The organism is Pseudomonas borbori, from assembly GCF_900115555.1.
Classification (GTDB): Bacteria; Pseudomonadota; Gammaproteobacteria; order Pseudomonadales; family Pseudomonadaceae; genus Aquipseudomonas; species Aquipseudomonas borbori.
The window spans coordinates 40,951-61,647 of the sequence record NZ_FOWX01000027.1; the positions used below are offsets into that span (position 1 = coordinate 40,951).

Annotated in this window: 11 protein-coding genes; 9 read left to right on the forward strand and 2 right to left on the reverse strand. The window is 65.3% G+C overall.

Going from position 1 to position 20,697, the window contains the following annotated elements:
* Positions 1–245: 245 nt before the first annotated feature.
* Both BM315_RS17990 and xthA read right to left on the reverse strand, forming a co-directional pair.
* Positions 246–1,628 (reverse strand): substrate-binding domain-containing protein, encoded by a 1,383-nt coding sequence (locus BM315_RS17990; RefSeq protein ID WP_090503659.1) that lies wholly within the window; start codon positions 1,626–1,628, stop codon positions 246–248.
* Between the two features lie 154 nt (positions 1,629–1,782).
* Positions 1,783–2,595, reverse strand: a complete 813-nt coding sequence (xthA, locus tag BM315_RS17995; protein WP_090503661.1) for an exodeoxyribonuclease III — start codon at positions 2,593–2,595, stop codon at positions 1,783–1,785.
* A 145-nt stretch (positions 2,596–2,740) separates the two neighbouring features.
* Here xthA and BM315_RS18000 point away from each other — a divergent pair, with 145 nt between their 5' ends.
* From BM315_RS18000 to BM315_RS18040, 9 genes are all read left to right on the forward strand, one after another.
* On the forward strand, positions 2,741–3,382 hold the full coding sequence (locus tag BM315_RS18000) for a GNAT family N-acetyltransferase (RefSeq protein ID WP_090503665.1): 642 nt from the start codon (positions 2,741–2,743) through the stop codon (positions 3,380–3,382).
* Positions 3,383–3,542: 160 nt separating this feature from the next.
* Positions 3,543–5,270: an autotransporter assembly complex protein TamA gene (locus BM315_RS18005; RefSeq protein ID WP_090503668.1), complete on the forward strand. Its 1,728-nt coding sequence runs from the start codon at positions 3,543–3,545 to the stop codon at positions 5,268–5,270.
* Positions 5,267–8,938 carry a translocation/assembly module TamB domain-containing protein gene (locus BM315_RS18010; protein WP_090503670.1) on the forward strand — a complete coding sequence of 1,224 codons (3,672 nt, stop codon included), beginning with the start codon at positions 5,267–5,269 and terminating at the stop codon, positions 8,936–8,938. The genes BM315_RS18005 and BM315_RS18010 overlap by 4 nt, the downstream gene beginning before the upstream one ends.
* Positions 8,939–9,222: 284 nt before the next feature.
* Entirely contained in the window at positions 9,223–10,599 is a 1,377-nt protein-coding gene (locus BM315_RS18015) for an alanine/glycine:cation symporter family protein (protein ID WP_090503673.1), read from the forward strand.
* A gap of 147 nt (positions 10,600–10,746) precedes the next feature.
* A complete protein-coding gene (gene tpx / locus BM315_RS18020; protein WP_090503676.1) occupies positions 10,747–11,247 on the forward strand; it encodes a thiol peroxidase in 501 nt (166 codons plus the stop codon).
* 158 nt (positions 11,248–11,405) lie between these two features.
* The gene (locus BM315_RS18025; RefSeq protein ID WP_090503680.1) at positions 11,406–12,617 is read left to right on the forward strand and encodes an MdtA/MuxA family multidrug efflux RND transporter periplasmic adaptor subunit; all 1,212 of its coding nucleotides are present in this window, start codon (positions 11,406–11,408) and stop codon (positions 12,615–12,617) included.
* Positions 12,614–15,706, forward strand: a complete 3,093-nt coding sequence (locus BM315_RS18030) for an MdtB/MuxB family multidrug efflux RND transporter permease subunit (RefSeq protein WP_090503682.1) — start codon at positions 12,614–12,616, stop codon at positions 15,704–15,706. Before BM315_RS18025 ends, BM315_RS18030 begins: the two co-directional genes overlap by 4 nt.
* A gap of 211 nt (positions 15,707–15,917) precedes the next feature.
* The gene (locus BM315_RS18035; RefSeq protein WP_090503685.1) at positions 15,918–19,025 is read left to right on the forward strand and encodes an efflux RND transporter permease subunit; all 3,108 of its coding nucleotides are present in this window, start codon (positions 15,918–15,920) and stop codon (positions 19,023–19,025) included.
* A 129-nt stretch (positions 19,026–19,154) separates the two neighbouring features.
* The gene (locus tag BM315_RS18040) at positions 19,155–20,621 is read left to right on the forward strand and encodes an efflux transporter outer membrane subunit (RefSeq protein ID WP_090503688.1); all 1,467 of its coding nucleotides are present in this window, start codon (positions 19,155–19,157) and stop codon (positions 20,619–20,621) included.
* Positions 20,622–20,697 lie beyond the last annotated feature (76 nt).

Sequence of the window (20,697 nt, forward strand, 5' to 3'; positions counted from 1 at the left end):
CCTAAGTTGAGTATCAACTTAGTGACTCCGACATCACGGTGAGGACATCACCGCCAGAGGGGCCCGGTGTCACATAGGACTTAGGCTAGAAGCTGCGAGCGCCGCCTGCAAGCGACCGGCAAGCACGTCGCCACTCCCGTCGGCGCGGTCGATGCCTGCGAGGGGCGCCGACGCACAAGTTTCGCGAGCATGGCCGCTCTACATTAATAGCGCGAGCCTGAACGAGCCATTGGCCAGACCCGGCGCTAGTACACCCAGACCTCGACCCGACGGTTCTTGATTCGCCCTTCGTCGGCGTCGTTGGCGGCGACCGGCAGCTCGTCGCCGAGCCCGGTGATCTCGCGGAATATCACCCCGTGCCTGGCCAGTTCGCGACGCACGGCCATGGCGCGCAGCTTGGACAGCAGTTCGGCGCGGGCCGGGTCGGCCTTGGGGTCGCCGAAGCCGACCAGCACGACTTTCTGACGCAGCTTGTCCTGGCTCTGCAGGTAGGCGAGTACCCGTTCGATGTCGCGCTGGGCCTTGTTGTCCAGGCTGGCGCTGCCTTGCTGAAAGCGGAAGTTCACCGACAGGCGTTGCGCCTCGCGGGCCAGTGTCTGGTAGGACGCCGGCATGGCGCTGTTGGCGGCGACTTTTACCGCCTGCACGGTCTGCGCGATGAAACCGTTCTGATCGACGATGGCCTGGCCGCGCGGGCTATGGGCGAAGCGTACCAGGGCCTTGACCCAGGGGTTGTGCATCTCCGGCTGGTTGTACAGGAACAGCCGCCGCGACAGCGGATAATCCTCGGTGGCGATCAGGGTCACGCTCGGCAGCATCGCCTGCGAGTCGCCGGCTGCGATGGCCACAGCCTTGGCCTGACGGATATAGGGCAGGCCGATGAAACCGATGCCCTGGGGGTCCTGGCTGACCGCGTCGGAGAGTTTTTCGCTGGACTCGAAACGCCTGGCGTTGTTCGCCAGGGTCTTGCCGTTGGCGCTCAGCACCAGCTCCTTGAAGGTGTCGTAGGTGCCGGAATTGTCGTCGCGGGCATACAGGTTGATCGACCCGCGGGAGCCGCCCAGTTGCGCCCAGTCCTGCACCTCACCGGCGAAGATCTGCGCCAACTGGTCGATGCGCAGGGCAGCCAGGGGATTGCTCGGATGGAGGATGATCGCCAGACCGTCGATGGCAATGATCTGTTCGGCGCCGGGGCTCTTCATATCGCCCAGGCCGACCAGGGCGCTGGCTTCGCCGTCCTTGATCGGGCGCGACGAGGCGGCCAGGTCGGCGTTGCCGCCTTGCAGCGCGCTGAAGCCGGTGGCGGAACCATGGGCGGCGACTTCGATGACCAGGCGACGGCCGTCGGCGCTGGTGCCGATGACCTTCTGCTCGTTCTCGGCGTCACCGGCCTGCAGGCGAATCGCCGTGAAGCCCTGTTCCTCGAGCAGGCCCTTGACCAGGGCGGGACCGAGTTTGGCGCCGATGGTGTTGGAGCCCTGAATGCGCAGGGCGCTGCTGCCGTCCGCGGGGATCGGCAAGGCGGCGAATACCGACCAGGGCAGGGCGTAACAGATAAAACCGAGCAGCAGGGCGGCGCAGGTACTGCTCCAGGTGGACTGAGTACAAGCAGGCAGGGCGCGCGGCATGCGGTGGACACCTTGTTGAGGCAATTGAAGGTGCCGCGACGGTAAGACAAAAAGATGAATGCAATATGACAGCGGGGCGTTGGCCGGGGAGGGGGCTAGGCGCCCCCAGGCTGAGCGCTGCGACGCCCGACCTGGCTCCGGGACTTCGCCCTGCTCAGCTCAGCTCCAGCCAGATCGGCGCATGATCCGAGGGTTTCTCCATGCCGCGCAACTCGTAGTCGATCCCCGCATCCTTGAAGCGCGCTTGCAGCGGCTGCGAGGCCAGGATCACATCGATGCGCAGGCCGCGCTTGGGCTCGTCTTCGAAACCGCGGCTGCGGTAGTCGAACCAGCTGAAGCGATCGTTCACCGCGGGGTTGAGGTGGCGGAAGCTGTCGACCAGGCCCCAGTTCTTCAGGCTGGCCAGCCACTCGCGCTCCTCCGGGAGAAAGCTGCATTTGCCGGTTCTGAGCCAGCGTTTGCGGTTCTCTTCGCCAATGCCGATGTCGCAGTCTTCCGGCGAAATATTGATATCGCCCATCACCAGCAGCGCCTGTTCTGGCTGGAACTGCTTGAGCAACAGTTGCTGCAGGTCGGCGTAGAAGCGTTGCTTGGCGGGGAACTTGATCGGGTGGTCGCGGCTTTCGCCCTGCGGGAAATAGCCGTTCATCACGGTCACCGGGTTGCCCTGCGCGTCGGCGAAGGTGCCATAGATAAAGCGCCGTTGGCTGTCCTCGCCATCGTCGGGGAAGCCCTTGTGCAGCGCCAAGGGCTCCTGGCGCGAAAGCAGGGCGACGCCGTAATGGCCTTTCTGGCCGTGGTAGTGCACGTGGTAGCCGAGGTTGCGGATGTCCGCCTCGGGGAATTGCTCGTCGGCGACTTTGGTTTCCTGCAGGCCGATCACGTCCGGCTGGTGTTTCTCGATCAAGGCCGCCAGTTGATGTGGGCGCGCACGCAGGCCGTTGATATTGAAGGAGACGATCTTCATGGGCGGCAAGTCCTGGGGTCGTTATAGCAAAGCTGCGATGCTAGCCGATCCGGCGGCCATACGGCCAGTTCTGGCTGTCGCCAGCTTGCACTGCTAGTGTGGTTACAGGCCACGCAGATCAAGAACAAACCAGAGGTCGCACTCTATGCCGAACAGTCCTGCCGAAGTCCGTATGCTCGATGGCGGTTATGCCCGCGAAGCACGCTCGCTGCTGTACCACGCCTATCGCCATGAGCCGACCTTTTCCTATCTCTTCGAAGCCGAACGCCCGGGTTATGATCAGCGCGTGCGCGCCACCGTACGGGAATTGGTGCAACAACACTTCAACGAGGAGCTGCCGGCGATTGGCTTGCTGGTCGATGACCGCCTGATCGGCATGGCGCTGATCGCCCCCCCGCAGCGCCGCCTGGATATCACCGAGAGCTGGAGTTGGCGCATGCGCATGCTGCTGACCACCGGTTTTCGTTGTACCAAACGCTATCTGGCCTACCACGATGCCATTCTCGCCTGCCTGCCGCCCGGGCCTTACCATGTGCTGCCCTTGCTTGGCGTTCACCCCGAGTTCCAGGGCCAGCGCCTCGGCGAGCAGTTGCTCGAAGCCCTGCACAACTGGTGCGCCGAGGATGCCGGTTCGCTCGGCGTGGTGCTGGATACGGGCAATCCGCATTACCTGGACTTCTACAAGCGTCATGGCTACGAAGAAATCGGCGAAGTGGCGGTTGGCCCGATCATCGAACACGTGTTCTTCCATCCCAACCCGCAGCAGGCGGTCCAAGCCAGCGCCTGACGGCGTGCCGGCCAGCCTGTGCAGGCTGACATTCCCGCGTCGGTGGGCTGAATCGCCCACCCGTGGGGCTGGGGTGCAGCAATAAAGCGTTACCGCATAGTCGACGAGAACCCAGCCAGACGCTCTAGGCTGCGGTGCGGCACATGCTAGCATCCGCTTCATGAGAACCTTTCCCACATTCTGCGCCGGATTGGCGCTGTTCCTGTTGAGCACTTCGCTACTGGCCGAGGCGCGCCTGGTGGTCAGGGTGCAGCCTGCCAATGCCGCGCTCAAGGAGAATGTGGAAAGCTATATCGGTAGCCTGGGCGAGCGCGATCTCGACGCCTTGCAGCGTTTTCGCCGGGTGGCCGAGGCGCAGGCAGAGCAAGCCGCGCAGGCCCTGGGTTACTACCAGGCGCAGATCGTCAGCGAGGTGAGCGAGGGCGACCCGTTGCGCCTGACCATCCGCATCGTTCCCGGCGAGCCGGTCCGGCTGCGTGAGGTAATCCTGCGCATCGACGGACCGGCCAACCAGATGCGCGCGTTTCGTCTGCCCAGCGACCCGCCGCTGAAAGTTGGCGAGGTACTCAATCACGGCCGTTACGACGCGGCCAAGCGGCAGATCCAGAACCAGGCCTCGCGCTATGGCTTTTTCGCTGGGCGTTTCACCCGTCAACGCCTGCGTATCGACCCGCGTGCCGGGGTCGCCGACATCGAACTGATCTACGACAGTGGTCCGCGCTACCTGCTGGGTGCGGTGAGTTTCGAAGGCGATGCGCCCTTCGAGGCACAACTGCTGCAACGCATGGTGCCCTTTGCCGGCGACACGCCCTATGACTCCGAGCTGATCGCCGAGCTGTACCAGGCGCTGCGTTCCAGCGGTTATTTCGAGACGGTGAGCGTCGACGCCAACCCGAGTGCCGCCGAGCAGCAGCGGATTCCAGTCAACGTCCGGCTGCAAGCGCGCAAGCCCCGCAGTATGGGGTTGGGCCTGGGTTATTCCACCGATGTCGGCCCCCGTGGTCGGGCCAACTGGACGCGCCATTGGGCCAACCCGCAAGGCCACAGTTACGGCGCCGAGATGGAGTTGTCGGCGCCGCGGCAGAACGTCGGCCTGTGGTACGACGTACCCGGCGATCCACCGCTGACCGACAAGCTGCGCTATGCCGGCGGTTACCAATATGAAGAGCTGGCCGACACCGACAGCCTCAGCCGCTTGCTGACGGTGGGGCCGGAGTGGCACAGCAAGCTGGACAGCGGCTGGCAGCGGGTCATCTCGTTGAAGTGGCAGCATGAGCAGTACGAGCTCGGCGACGACTCCGGGTTGAGCACCTTGCTGCTGCCGGGTATCAGCTACGCCTACCTGCGCAGCGACAATCAGGTCGATCCGCAGCATGGCTATCGCCTGCAATTCGATCTGTCGGCGGCCAAGAACGGCCTGCTCTCCGACGCCGACGTACTGCACGCCAAGGTCCTGCTCAAAGGCTTGACCACCCTGGCGGACAAGCATCGCTTGCTCGGCCGGGTGCAGTTCGGCGGCACCGAGTCCGGTGGTTTTTCCGCGGTACCGCCGTCGTTGCGCTTCTTCGCCGGCGGCGATCAGAGCGTGCGCGGTTACGACTACCAGAGCCTGTCACCGGAAAATGCCCAGGGCGATAAAATCGGCGGCCATTATCTGTTCGCCGCCAGCGCCGAGTATCAGTACCTTGTGGCCGAGCGCTGGCGCGTGGCGACCTTTGTCGATCAGGGCAACAGCTTCAACTCGCTGGACTTTCCCTCCTTGAAAAGCGCCGTCGGCATCGGCCTGCGCTGGGTCTCGCCGGTCGGTCCGCTGCGCCTCGACCTGGCTCATCCGCTGGATGACCAGGGCGGGGTGCGGGTGCATTTCTCCATGGGGCCGGAACTGTGAGGCGCGGGCTGAAATACGGCCTCTATGGTCTGCTGGGCGTCCTGTTAGCGCTGGTGCTGGCACTGACCTGGGTACTTGCCAGCACTGCCGGCAGCCGCTGGGCGCTGGCCCGGGTGCCGGGCTTGCAGGTGAGTAATTTCAGCGGCCAGCTGGGCGGACAGTGGCGTGCCGAGCAGCTGCGCTGGCAGCAGGGCGAGCATCTGGTGGACGTTCGTCTGGCCGAGATGGTCTGGTCGCCGCTGTGTCTGTTACGCCTGACCCTGTGTGTCGAGCGCCTGCAGAGCGAGCGCATCGAGTTGCGCTTGCCGCCAGGCGAAGATGAAGAGGGCGACACACCATGGCGCCTGCCGCAGCTGCAGCTGCCATTGGCTGTGCAACTGGGCGAGGTGCGCATCGGCAGCCTGCAACTCAATGGTGCCGAACAGTTGCAAGGCCTGCAACTAGCGGCACGTTGGACCCGCGAAGGTGTGCAGATCGACAGCCTGCGCGTGCAGCGCGGCGACTTTGCCCTGGATCTGAGCGGCCAGCTGCGCCCCAGCGGTGACTGGCCCCTGAGTCTTGCCGGCCAGGTGCAGCTACCGGCGCCCGAGCAACAGGACTGGCAGCTTGCCATACAGATCACCGGTGATGTGCAGCAGAGCCTGCAGGTCACGGCCGCTAGCACCGGCTACCTCACCGGGCGTTTGCATGGTGAGGTGCAGCCGCTGACGGATAATCTCCCGGCCAGCCTGCAGTTGCATGCCGATGGCTTCAAGGCCAACAGCGAGCTGCCGGATACCTTGCGCCTGAACAAGATAGAGCTGACGGCCAGCGGCGATTTGGCCGACGGTTACCGGGTCAGTGGCAACGCCGAGTTGCCGGGCGAGGGCGGGCCACTGGAGTTGACCCTGCAAGGGCTGCTCAAGGCTGACGGCGCCGAGATTGCCAGGTTGAGTCTGAGTGCCAGTGCCGAGCAGCAGCTGCGCCTCAGTGGCCAGTTGGACTGGCGCGAGGGGTTCGGCCTGGACAGCCGTTTCGACTGGCAGGACTTTCCCTGGCAGCGCCTGTATCCCGATGTGGAACAAGCGCCTGTGGCATTGCGCCGGCTCAGCGGCGAGCTGGCCTATCGCGACGGCAACTACCTGGGCCACTTCGCCGCCGCGCTGGATGGCCCGGCCGGGGCGTTCAGCCTGGAGAGTCCGCTCAGTGGCGATTTGCAGCAGCTACACCTGCCCGATCTGCAACTGCGCGCCGGCCAAGGGCGGGCCGATGGCCAGCTGACCCTGGGCTTTACCGATGGCCTGCGCTGGGATGCGCGCTTGCAGCTGCACGACCTGGATCCGGCCTACTGGCTGGCGGAACTGCCGGGTACCCTGGGCGGGCCGCTGCACAGCCAGGGCGAGCTGGCCGATCAGCACCTGAGCCTGAATGCCCAGATCGACCTCAACGGCCGTTTGCGTGGCCAGCCGGCGCAGTTCCAGGCCGAGGCCACTGGCAGCGGCGAGCACTGGGCGCTGCAGCGTCTGGCTCTGCGTCTGGGCGACAATCGCATCGCCGGCAGTGGCGAGCTGAATCAGCGCCTGAGCGGACAGTTGCGCGTCAACCTGCCGCGCCTAGGCCAGCTCTGGCCGCACTTGCAGGGGCAGCTCCAGGGCCAGCTCGACTTGGCGGGCAGCCTGCAGGCGCCACAAGGCCAGCTGAGCCTGCAGGGACAGCGCCTGGCCTACACCGACCAGCGTCTGCAGCGCCTGCAACTCGATGCGGCGCTCGATAGTGCCCAGCAGGCGCGGGTCGAACTGGACGCCCAGGGCATTGTTCTGGGGGAAACCGAGCTGGGCCGCTTGACGGCCAGCGGGCAGGGCGATCGGCGCCAGCAGCGACTGCAGCTCAAGCTCGACGGACCCTTGCTGCAGAGCGCCCTGGCCATTGCCGGCCGCCTGGACAACGACGCCTGGCGCGGGCAACTGAGCAGCGCCGAGGTACAGAGCGGCGGCCAGGACTGGCGCTTGCAGCAGCCTGCCGGCCTGGTGCGCCTGGGCAACGGCCAACTCAGCCTCGCGGCGCACTGCTGGCGTTCCGCCGCGGCCAGCCTGTGCGGCGAGGATCAACGCCTGCTGCCCGAGCCCAGGTTGCGCTATCGCCTGCGCGACTTTCCCCTCGACAGCCTGGCGCCCTGGCTGCCCAGGGACTTCGCCTGGCAAGGCCTGCTGAATGCCGAGGTGCAACTCAACGTGCCGGCCGCGGGGCCGAGTGGTCGGGTCGTGCTGGATGCCGGCAGCGGCACCTGGCGCATGCGCGATCGGGACCAGTGGCTGGACTTCGCCTACGACAGCCTGCGCCTGGAGAGCCAGCTGAGTCCGCAGCGAATCGATAGCCGGCTGAACCTGCGCGGGCCGAAAATCGGCGAGCTGTCGCTGCAGGCGCGTCTCGACCCGCGTCCGGCGAGCAAGCCACTGGCCGGCGATTTCCATTTGAGCGGGCTGGATCTGGCGCTGGCGCGGCCGTTCCTGCCGATGGTCGAGCACCTGGCGGGCCGGCTCGACGGCACTGGCAAGCTGTCCGGCAGCTTGCTGGCGCCGCACGTCGATGGCCGCTTGCAGCTCAGCGGGGGCCAACTGTCCGGCGACCAACTGCCCATGACGGTCGAGGCGTTGCAGGTGGACGCGCGGATTGCCGGGGAAAGCCTGCAGCTCAGCGGCGGCTGGCGCAGTGGCGAGCGGGGCCAGGCCAGCCTGGCCGGCGAGCTGTCCTGGCGCACCGGGCTGCAGGGCGAGTTGCGCCTGCGCGGCAGTCACCTGCCGGTCGACATCGAACCCTATGCGCAGCTGCAGGTCGAGCCGGATCTGGCCCTGCGCATCGCTGCCGAGCAGTTGTCGATAGCCGGCAAAGTGCTGATCCCGCGCGGCAAGATCGTCATCCGCGAGTTGCCGCCTTCGACGGTCAAGGTCTCCGACGATGCGCTGATTGTCGGCAGCGAAAGCGTCGAGCAGCAGCCGCTGGCGATCGCCATGGACATCGATGTCGAAGTGGGGCAGGAACGCCTGAGCTTCAGTGGCTTCGGCCTCAATGCCGATCTGGCCGGACGCGTGCATGTCGGCAATGACCTCGACACCCGCGGCGAATTGAGCCTGAACAATGGCCGTTATCGTGCCTATGGCCAGCGCTTGACCATCCGCCGTGCGCGCTTGCTGTTCGCCGGCCCCATCGATCAGCCCTACCTGGATGTCGAGGCAATTCGCCGGGTCGATTCGGTGGTCGCCGGCCTGCGCCTGAGCGGCAATGCCGAACAGCCCACCAGCGAGGTGTTTTCCGAGCCGGCCATGAGTCAGCAGCAGGCGCTGTCCTACCTGGTGCTGGGACGGCCGTTGGGACAGAGCAGCGGCGACAACAACCTGCTGGCCCAGGCGGCGCTCGCCATGGGGCTGGCCGGCAGCGCACCCCTGACCGGCGGCCTGGCCCAGGGATTGGGCATCAAGGATTTCCAGCTGGACACCGCAGGTAGCGGATCGAGCACCAGCGTGGTGGCCAGCGGCAGCCTGTCGGAGCGCCTGAGCTTGCGTTACGGGGTCGGCGTGTTCGAGCCGGCGAACACCATCGCGTTGCGCTACGAGCTGAGCAAGCGGCTCTATCTCGAGGCGGCCAGCGGCCTGGCCAGTTCTCTGGACCTGTTCTACCGACGCGATTTCTAGTGACTCCGGGGCGTGGCGAACTTTCGCTGGCAATCGAGGTGCTGAGGTAGTTGTTGAATGTGCGGTGGCTCAGCGAAATTTGGCTATTTATATCTGGTTTATTCGGCTAATAGCGGCAATAACAGCTAAGCATTGTATTTTAAATAGCTAATTTGACTGCTCGTCTCTTCATATACTGGCGCCCTTGCCGGATGCGTAGCTGATGGCGTCACGCTGCCTACCCGGCGGTCGAGCATGCGAAGGGTACCCAACCTCGCGACTACTACAAGAATAAGGAACCTTAGATGGAAACCCTCAACACTCTGGTCAATCAACTCAATGGTCTCGTCTGGGGCCCGCCGATGCTGGTGATGATCCTCGGCACCGGGCTGTTCCTGATGCTGCGCCTGAAATTCATGCCACTGAGCAAGATCGGCGCCGGTTTCCAACTGATGTGGCAAGGGCGCAAGAAAGGCGATGCGGAAAGCGGCGAGATCACTCCGTTTCAGGCCTTGATGACCTGTCTGGCGGCCACTGTCGGTACCGGCAATATCGCCGGTGTCGCCACGGCGATCTTCCTCGGTGGTCCCGGCGCCCTGTTCTGGATGTGGTGCACCGCCCTGGTCGGCATGGCCACCAAGTACGCTGAAGTGGTGCTGGCGGTGCATTACCGCGAGAAGGACGAGCGCGGCGAGCATGTTGGCGGGCCGATGTACGCGATCAAGAACGGCCTGGGCAAGAAGTGGCTGTGGCTGGGTACTGCGTTCGCCATCTTCGGCGGCTTCGCCGGGTTCGGCATCGGCAACATGGTTCAGGTCAACAGCATGGCCGCGGCCCTCGAGGCGACTTTCGCCGTGCCGCTGTGGCTGACCGGTCTGGTCACCATGCTCTTCGTCGGCATGGTCATCCTCGGTGGCATCAAGCGTATCGGTAAGGTTGCCGCTACCCTGGTGCCCTTCATGTGCGTGGCCTACATCATCGCCGCCATCGTGGTGCTGGTGGTCAACGCGGCGCAGATTCCCGCCGCCTTCGAGATGATCTTCACCTATGCCTTCACCCCTGTTGCAGCAACTGGCGGTTTCGCCGGAGCGGCGGTCATGGCTGCGATCCGCTTCGGTGTGGCGCGCGGCATCTTCTCCAACGAAGCAGGCCTGGGCACCGCCGGTATCGCCCAGGCGGCCGGTACCACCAACAGCGCGGTGCGCTCGGGCATGATCGGCATGCTCGGCACCTTTATCGACACCATCGTCATCTGCAGCCTGACTGGCCTGGCGATCATCTGTTCCGGCGTCTGGACCGGAGGCCTCAGCGGTGCGGCACTCTCGGCGGCGGCCTTCGAGTCGGCCATGCCGGGTGTCGGTGGTTATGTTCTGACCATCGCCCTGGTGGTATTCGCCTTCACCACCATCCTCGGCTGGAGCTACTTCGGCGAGAAATGCTGGGAGTTCATGGTCGGCACCAAGGCCATCCTGCCGTTCCGCATCCTCTGGGTTCTGGCCGTGCCGTTCGGCGCTGTCGCCCAGCTGGACTTCGCCTGGCTGGTTGCCGACACCCTCAACGGCCTGATGGCAATCCCCAACCTGTTGTCGCTGTTGCTGCTCAGTCCGGTGGTGGTCAAGCTGACCCGCGACCACTTTGCCCGTGATGTTCGCGTGGGTGGCATCGAAAGCCTGCAGCGTTAAGCCGTACCGGTTGATCGAGTCGCCTGAGATAGGCGCCAGTTATCTGCCGTAATGAAAAAGCCCCGGATTTCGGGGCTTTTTCATGGGCGTCATGCTTAAATCTGGCTTGGCATTTTCGCTTACATTCCCAGCAAGAGGACACTTCCGATGGCACAAGTAACCCTGCATGGTTCCCCGGTACAAGTCGATGGCCAGCTGCCGCAGGTCGGTCAGCAAGCCCCGGCCTTCTCCCTGGTCGGCACCGGTCTGGCCGATGTCAGCCTGGCCAGCCTGGCGGGCAAGCGCAAGGTGTTGAATATTTTTCCCAGCATCGATACCCCGACCTGTGCGACCTCGGTGCGCACCTTCAATGCCAGTGCCAGCAAACTGGATAACACCGTGGTGCTGTGCATTTCCGCCGACCTGCCGTTCGCCCAGGCGCGCTTCTGCGGTGCCGAAGGCCTGGACAACGTGGTTAACCTGTCGACCATGCGCGGTGCCGGCTTTCTCAAGGACTACGGCGTGGCCATCGCCGACGGCCCGCTGACCGGCGTCGCCGCCCGCGCCGTGGTGGTGCTGGACGAGCACGACAAGGTCCTGCACAGCGAACTGGTCGGCGAGATCGGCGACGAGCCGAATTACGAGGCGGCCCTGGCTGCACTCAAGTAACACCTGGCAACACTCCCGACGGCCTCCCTTGGAGGCCGTTTCCATTTATGGCTCAGTGGCTTAGCTACCTCAGCCGGAAGTAAATAGCCGGTAAAGAGGCTTTGCTTCGAGCCTGACACTGCTTATCGTTCAGGCATTCCAAGGAAGCTATCCCCGCCATGCCTGAGACAACCGCAATGCCCCATGCTACGAAGCAGTCGCGCCAATGGCTGATTGGCCTGATTCTATTAGCGCTGCTGCTCATCCTGATCTGGTGGTTCTGGCCGGCCAAGCCGGAGGCACCCTCTGCTGGTCGCTGGCGCGATGGAGGGCCGGTGCCGGTGCGGGTGGCGACTGTCACGCAGGGCGATTTTCCGGTCGAGCTGAAGGCCCTGGGTACGGTGACCGCCTACAACACGGTCAATGTGCGTGGCCGGGTGGACGGCGAGCTGGTCAAGCTGCTGTTCGAGGACGGCCAGCGAGTCGAGGCCGGTGATCTGCTCGCGGTGATCGATCCGCGACCCTATGAAGTGGCCCTGCAGCAGGCCCTCGGGGTGCAACAGGAAAATCAGGCGCAGTTGCGCAATGCCGAGGCGGACCTGGCGCGTTACCGTGGCCTGTACGCCGAAGACTCGATCGCCAAACAGACCCTCGACACCCAGCAGGCCCTGGTCAACCAGTACCGCGGCACCCTCAAGAGCAATCAGGCCGCGGTCGCCGAGGCGCGCCTCAATCTCGACTTCACGCAGGTGCGCGCGCCCATCAGCGGACGGCTCGGTCTGCGTCAGGTGGATCTCGGTAACCTGGTCAGTTCCGGCGATGCGCTGCCGCTGGTGGTGATTACCCAGACCCTGCCGATTGCCCTGATGTTCACCTTGCCCGAAGCCGAGTTGCCGGCGGTGCTGCGCCCGTTCAGGGCGGGGCAGACCTTGCGCGTCGAGGCCTGGGATCGCAGCGAGAAACTCAAACTGGCCGAGGGGAGGCTCGAGAGCCTGGATAACCTGATCGATACCGCCACCGGTACGGTCAAGCTCAAGGCGCGCTTCGAGAATGCCGAAGAGCTGCTGTTTCCCAATCAGTTCGTCAACGTCCGCCTGCTGGTGGAAACCCGCGAGCAGGCCCTGCTGATTCCCGCGGCGGCCCTGCAGTTCGGTACGCGCGGTACCTTCGTCTATGTGATCGATGAGCACGACAAGGTGCAGGTGCGATCGATAGTGGCGGGGCCGAGCAATGGCCGGATGACGCTGGTCGAGGAGGGCGTCGCCGTTGGCGAGCGCCTGGTGCTGGAGGGCACCGACCGCCTGCGTGACGGCAGTCTGGTCGAGGTGGTCGGCGAAGGCCAGGCACCCACCGTCAAGCAAACCAGCGTACGGACACCGGCGGACGCATGAACGCTTCCCGCCTGTTCATCCTGCGCCCGGTCGCCACCACCCTGATCATGCTGGCGATCTTCCTCAGCGGCCTGATCGCCTATCGCCTGCTGCCGGTGTCGGCGCTGCCCGAGGTGGATTACCCGACCATTCGCGTCATGACCCTCTATCCCGGCGCCAGCCCGGATGTGATGACCAGTGCGGTGACCGCGCCGCTGGAACGCCAGTTCGGCCAGATGGCCGGCTTGCAGCAGATGTCCTCGAGCAGTTCCGCTGGCGCCTCGGTGATCACCCTGCGCTTCAATCTGAACGTGCACCTGGATGTCGCCGAGCAGGAAGTGCAGGCGGCGATCAACGGGGCGAGCAACCTGCTGCCCGGCGATCTGCCGGCGCCGCCGGTGTACAACAAGGTCAACCCGGCGGACACCCCGGTGCTGACCCTGGCGATTCGTTCGGACAATTTGCCGTTGCCGCAGGTCTTCGACCTGGTCGATACCCGTCTGGCGCAGAAACTGGCGCAAACCAGCGGTGTCGGCCTGGTTACCCTGGCCGGTGGCCAACGCCCGGCGGTGCGTATCCGGGTCAATCCACAAGCCCTGGCCGCCTATGGCCTGAACCTCGCGGATGTACGCAGCCTGATCACCGCGAGCAACGTCAATCAGCCCAAGGGCAACTTCGACGGCCCGACCCGGGTCTCGCAACTGGATGCCAACGATCAGCTCAAATCCCCGGATGAATACCGCGAGCTGATCCTCAGTTACCAGGACGGCGCGGCGCTGCGCCTGAAGGATGTCGCCGAGATCATCGACGGTGCGGAAAACAATCGCCTGGCGGCCTGGGCCAATCGCAACGAAGCGGTGCTGGTCAATGTGCAGCGCCAGCCCGGCGCTAACGTGATCGAGGTGGTCGACCGCATCCAGGCCTTGCTGCCCACTCTCACCGAAGGCTTGCCGGCCAATGTCGAGGTCAGCGTGCTGACCGACCGCACCCAGACCATCCGCGCCGCGGTGACGGACGTGCAGCACGAGTTGCTGCTGGCGGTGCTGCTGGTGGTGCTGGTGACCTTCCTGTTCCTGCGCAAGCTGTCGGCAACCATCATTCCGTCGATCGTCGTGCCGCTGTCGCTGATCGGCACCTTCGGCGTGATGTACCTGGCCGGTTTCACCATCAACAACCTGACCCTGATGGCGCTGACCATCGCCACCGGTTTCGTGGTCGACGACGCCATCGTCATGCTGGAAAACATCGCCCGCCACCTGGAAGCCGGGGAAACCCCGCTGAATGCGGCGCTCAAGGGCGCCAAGCAGATCGGCTTCACCCTGATCTCGCTGACCATCTCGCTGATCGCGGTGCTGATTCCGCTGTTGTTCATGGCCGATGTGGTGGGCCGGCTGTTCCGCGAGTTCGCCATCACCCTGGCGGTGGCGATCCTGATTTCCCTGGTGGTTTCACTGACGCTGACGCCGATGATGTGCGCGCGCCTGCTCAAGGCCGAGAGGCCGGAGCAGGAGGGGCGCTTCTACCGGGCCAGTGGAGCCTTTATCGACGCCATGATCGCCCGCTACGGCATCTGGCTGCAGTGGGTGCTCAGGCGGCAGCCGCTGACCCTGCTGGTGGCCATCGCCACCCTGGTCCTGACCGTGCTGCTCTACCTGGCCGTGCCGAAGGGTTTCTTTCCGGTGCAGGACACCGGGGTGATCCAGGGTATTTCCGAGGCGCCGCAGTCGATTTCCTTCGCCGCCATGAGCGAGCGCCAGCAGCGCCTGGCCGAGGTGATTCTGCAGGATCCGGCGGTGGTCAGCCTGTCGTCCTACATCGGCGTGGATGGCGACAACCCGACCCTCAACAGCGGGCGCCTGCTGATCAACCTCAAGCCGCATGCCGAGCGCGACGTGACCGCCAGCCAGGTGATCGAACGGCTGCGTCCGCAATTGGCCGGTCTGACCGGCATCGAGCTGTACCTGCAGCCGGTGCAGGACCTGACCATCGAGGATCGGGTCAGCCGTACCCAGTTCCAGTTCAGCCTGGAGTCGCCGGAGCAGGCGCTGTTGGAGGAATGGGTGCCCAAGCTGGTCGCCGCGCTGCGGCAACAGCCGCAACTGCGTGATGTCGCCAGCGACCTGCAAAGTCGCGGCCTGCAGGTATTCCTGCAGATCGACCGGGACATCGCCGGGCGCCTCGGCGTGAGCATCGCCGACATCGACGACGCGCTCTACGACGCCTTCGGCCAACGGCAGATCTCCACCATCTATACCCAGGCCAGCCAGTACCGGGTGGTGCTGGAAAGCCAGAACGCCGGCAGCATCGGCCCGGCCGCGCTGGGACAGATCCATGTGGCGACGGCTGCAGGCGGACAAATCCCCTTGTCGTCGCTGGCGCGCATCGACGAGCGCGCCGCCAGCCTGCTGATCAACCATATCGGTCAGTTCCCGGCGGCGACCCTGTCGTTCAACCTGGCCGCAGGGGTTGCCCTCGGCGAGGCGGTGGCGGCGATCGAACGGGTGCAGCAGAACATCGGTCTGCCGGGCGGGGTGCAAATCCGGTTCCAGGGTGCGGCCGAGGCCTTCCGTGCCTCCCTGTCGAGCACCCTGCTGCTGATCCTGGCGGCGATCGTCACCATGTACATCGTCCTCGGCGTGCTCTACGAGAGCTACATCCACCCGATCACCATCCTCTCGACCCTGCCCTCGGCCGGGGTCGGCGCGCTGCTGGCGTTGCTCTTGAGCGGCAACGACCTGGGCCTGATCGCGATCATCGGCATCATCCTGTTGATCGGTATCGTCAAGAAGAACGCGATCATGATGATCGACTTCGCCCTCGACGCCGAACGCAACCAGGGCATGCAGCCTGAGGCGGCGATCTATCAGGCGGCGCTGTTGCGTTTCCGGCCCATTCTGATGACCACCCTGGCCGCGCTGTTCGGCGCCATCCCGCTGATGCTGGCCTCGGGTTCCGGCGCCGAGCTGCGCCAGCCGCTGGGTCTGGTGATGGTCGGCGGCCTGCTGCTGAGTCAGGTGCTGACCCTGTTCACCACGCCGGTGATCTACCTGTACTTCGACCGCCTGTCGCGGCGCCTGAGTGGACGCAGCGCGGCGGGGGTGGCGGTATGAAGGCTTTGTGTAGGAGCGAGCTTGCTCGCGATCAGCGGCGCTACAGAAGCATCGCCGGAACGCCGGGCGGCAGCACGCCCACTCTTGCCAAACAAGAAATAACTCGTTGTTTTATATATAAAAATTTAATCAGAACCAAGACCTGTAGGAGCGGGCCATGCCCGCGAAACGCATCGCGGCCATGGGCCGCTCCTACAGGTAGTCAGCGCCCATGAACCTCTCCGCGCCCTTTATCCGCCGGCCGGTGGCGACCCTGCTGCTGAGCCTGGCGATCCTCCTGCTCGGCGGCGTCAGCTTCGGCCTGTTACCGGTGGCGCCGCTGCCGCAGATGGATTTCCCCACCATCACGGTACAGGCCAGCCTGCCCGGTGCCAGCCCGCAGATCATGGCATCGAGCGTGGCCACGCCGCTGGAGCGCTCGCTCGGCACCATCGCCGGGATCAGCCAGATGAACAGCCGCAGCAGTCAGGGCAACACGCGGATCATGCTGCAGTTCGAGCTGGACAAGGACATCAACGCCGCCGCCCGCGAGGTGCAGGCGGCGATCAATGCCGCGCGCGAGCTGTTGCCCAGCGGCATGCGCGCGATGCCGACCTATCGCAAGGTCAACCCGTCGCAGGCGCCGATCATGGTGCTGTCGCTGACCAGCGAGGTGCTCGACAAGGGCCAGCTGTATGACCTGGCTTCGACCATCCTGGCGCAGAAACTGGCGCAGGTGAGCGGCGTTGGCGAGGTGACCATCGGCGGCAGTTCGCTGCCGGCGGTGCGCGTGGCCCTGGAGCCGCGCCTGCTCGACCAGTACGGCATCGCCCTGGACGAGGTGCGCCAGACGATCACCGCGGCCAACGCCAAGCGGCCCAAGGGGGTGGTGGAACAGGGCGACCGCCATTGGCAGGTGCAGGCCAGCGACCAGCTGGAGCAAGCCTCCGATTACCTGCCGCTGATCATCCGCTACCAGGATGGCGCCGCCGTGCGCCTGGGCGATGTGGCGACGGTCAGCGATGGGGTGGAGGATCGCTACAACAGTGGCTTCTATAACGATGAGCAGGCCGTGCTGCTGGTGATCAACCGCCAGACCGGGGCCAATATCATCGAAACCATCGCCAGCATTCGCCAGCAGTTGCCGGCGCTGCGCGCGGTGATTCCGGCCAGCGTCGAGGTGGCAGTGGCGATGGATCGCTCGCCGGTGATCCGCGCCACCTTGCACGAGGCCGAACGCACCCTGCTGATTGCCGTAGCCCTGGTGATCCTGGTGGTGTTCGCCTTCCTCGGCCGCTGGCGCGCGGCGCTGATCCCGGCGCTGGCGGTGCCGGTGTCGCTGGTCGGCACCTTCGCGCTGATGCACCTGCTCGGCTTTTCGCTGAACAACCTGTCGCTGATGGCGCTGATCATCGCCACCGGCCTGGTGGTGGACGACGCCATAGTGGTGCTGGAAAACATCAGCCGGCACATCGAAGGCGGAGCAACACCGCTGCAGGCGGCGTTCAAGGGCGCGCGCGAGGTGGGCTTCACCCTGCTGGCGATGAACCTGTCGCTGGTCGCGGTGTTCGTCTCGATCCTGTTCATGGGTGGCATAGTCGAGCGCCTGTTCCATGAGTTCTCCATCACCCTGGCGGTGGCCATCGTCATCTCCCTGCTGGTCTCGCTGACCCTGACGCCGATGCTCTGCGCGCGCTGGCTCAAGGCCGAGGTGAGCGAGCGCCAGCCGGGGGCGCTGCGCCGCTACGGCGCGCGGCTGCAGGCGCGGGTGCTGGACGTCTATCGGCGCAGCCTGGATTGGGCACTGAACCACTCGCTACTGATGCTGTTCAGCCTGCTGGCCACCATCGCCCTGAACGTTTTCCTGTTCGTCAGCGTGCCCAAGACCTTCCTGCCGCAGCAGGACACCGGCCAACTGATCGGCATGATCCGCGGCGATGACGGCCTGTCGTTCCAGGTCATGCAGCCGAAGATGGAAATCTTCCGTCGCGCGCTGCTGAGCGACCCGGCGGTGGATAGCCTGGCCGGCTTCATCGGCGGCTCGGGCGGGATCAACAACGCCTTCATGATCGTGCGCCTGAAGCCGGTGAGCGAGCGCAAGCTGTCTGCGCAACAGGTGATCGAGCGCCTGCGCCGCACGGTGCCCAAGGTTCCCGGCGGGCGGATGTTCCTCATGCCCGACCAGGACCTGCAGATCGGCGGGCGCGAAGGGCGCAGTTCGGAGAACGAGTACATGCTGCTGTCCGGCGACCTGGATCAGCTGCGCCAGTGGCTGCCGATTGTGCGTGAAGCGCTGCGCGCCTTGCCCGAACTCACCGATATCGACGCCAAGGAAACCGATGGTACCCAGCAGATCCGCCTGCTGGTCGACCGCGATGCGGCCAAGCGCCTGGGCGTGGACATGGCGATGATCACCAGTGTGCTCAACAACGCCTTCAGCCAGCGCCAGGTGTCGACCATCTACGACAGCCTCAACCAGTACAGCGTGGTGATGGAAATCAACCCGCAATACGCCCAGCATCCCGAAGCGCTGGAGCAGATCCAGTTGATCACCGCCGCCGGCGGCCGGGTGCCGCTGTCGAGCTTCGCCCGCTGGGAGCGCAGCCTGGAAGAGGACCGGGTGCATCACCAGGGCCAGTTCGCCGCGGAGAACATCGGCTTCGCCCTGGCCGAAGGCGTCAGCCTGGAGCAGGCCAGCCTGGCCATCGAGCGCACGGTGGCGCGGCTCAACCTGCCGAGCGAGGTGCAGGGCATGCTCGGCGGCACCGGTGGCGCCTTCCAGCAGACCCAGCAGAACCAGCCCTGGATGATCCTGCTGGCGCTGGGCGTGGTCTATATCGTCCTCGGCGTACTCTACGAGAGCTATATCCACCCGCTGACCATTCTCTCCACCTTGCCCTCGGCCGGGGTCGGCGCCTTGCTCGCCTTGCAGCTGATGAGCATCGAATTCAGCCTGATCTCGCTGCTCGGTTTGTTCCTGCTGATCGGCATCGTCAAGAAGAATGCCATCCTGATGATCGACCTGGCCCTGCAGCTGGAGCGCAGCGAATCGCTCAGCCCGCAGGAGTCGATCCGCCGCGCCTGCCTGCTGCGTTTCCGGCCGATCATGATGACCACCCTGGCGGCGATCCTCGGCGCCCTGCCGCTGGTGCTCGGCAGCGCCGAAGGCTCGGAGATGCGCCAGCCACTGGGCATCACCATCGTCGGCGGGCTGATTCTCAGCCAGTTGCTGACGCTCTATACCACCCCGGTGATCTACCTGTATTTCGATCGCCTGCGCCACCGGGTCAACCGCTGGCGTGGCGTGCGTAGCGACGCTGCTCTGGAAACTCCGTTATGAAAGGTTATGGCCGCGAGCCGGTCCAGTTCGTAGGGTGCGCCATGCGCACCAAGGGTTTATGGCTGGCGCTGGTGCGCACGGCGCACCCTACCTCCTGCCTTATGCATCACCTGATTGGTACATAGCCTTATGAAAGCCCTAGTTGCCTACCGATTACCCACCGTGCTGGCCTTGTGCCTGGTCCTGAGTGCCTGCGCCATCGGCCCGGATTATCAGCGTCCGCAATTGCAAACCCCGGCGCAGTTCAAGCAGATCGAAGGCTGGACCGCTGCAGTGCCCGGCGATGCGCTGGAGCGCGGCGCCTGGTGGGAGCTGTATGGCGATGACGAACTGAGTGGCCTGGTCGGCCGCCTCAACCTGTCCAATCAGAACCTCGCCGCCAGCGAGGCCCAGTACCGCCAGGCCCGCGCCCTGGTGCGCGGCGCGCGCGCGGCCTTCTACCCGAGCCTGTCGAGCAACGCCGGCGTGACCCGGGCCGGGCAGGGCGGCGGCGACAGCACCCTGAGCACCGCCGAAGGCTTCGCCGTCAGCGGTTCGAATGCGGCGAGCATCTCGAAGAGCTACGACCTGAGCCTGAACGCCGCCTGGGAGCTGGATATCTGGGGCAAGCTGCGCCGTTCGCTGGAGTCGAGCCGCGCCGGTTTCGCGGCCAGCGCCGCCGATCTGGCCGCGCTCAAGCTCAGCCTGCAGGCCGAACTGGTGCAGACCTACCTGCAACTGCGCGTGCTGGATGATCAGCAGCGCCTGCTCGATGCCACCGTGACTGCCTACGCGCGTTCGCTACGCCTCAGCGAAAACCAGTACAACGCCGGCATAGTGCCCAAATCCGACGTCAGCCAGGCGCTGACCCAGCTGCGCAGCACCGAAGCCCAGGCCGTCGACCTGAAGTGGCAGCGCGCCCAGCTGGAACATGCCATCGCCGTGCTGATCGGCGTGCCGCCGAGCGAGCTGAGCATCGCCGCCCGTGAGCAATTACCGGCCTTGCCCGTGATTCCCGTGGCGTTGCCCTCGCAACTGCTGGAACGCCGTCCGGATGTGGCCGCCGCCGAACGCCGGGTGATCGCCGCCAACGCCGAGATCGGCGTGGCCAAGGCCGCCTGGTACCCGGACCTGACCCTGTCGGCCAGCGGCGGCTACCGCGGCAGCAGCTTCGCCGACTGGGTCAGCCTGCCCAACCGCTTCTGGTCGCTCGGCCCGGACCTGGCGCTGAGCCTGTTCGACGGCGGCGCGCGCCGCGCCGAGCTGGAGCGCAGCGAGGCGGCCTACGATCAGACGGTCGCGCAATACCGTCAGGCCGTGCTGGACAGCTTCCGCGAAGTCGAAGACTACTTGGTGCAGCTGCGGGTGCTGGAGCAGGAGGCGGTGTTCCAGCAGCAGGCGCTGGACGCCGCCCGCGAGTCCCTGCGTCTGATCGAGAACCAGTACCGCGCCGGCACCGTCGATTTCAACAGCGTGGTCAACGTGCAGGCGACCGCCTTGAACAACGAACGCAGCAACCTGACCCTGCTCGGCAGCCGCCTGACCGCCAGCGTGCAACTGATCGCCGCCCTGGGCGGTGGTTGGCAGGCGGAGGCGCCGCTGGAGGTCGCCCAGTAACGGGGGCGAGCCGCGGATTGCTTAGCCTGGGCCATGGACACGTCTCTCAGTCGCGCTGCTTGCGGTCGGCGGTTTG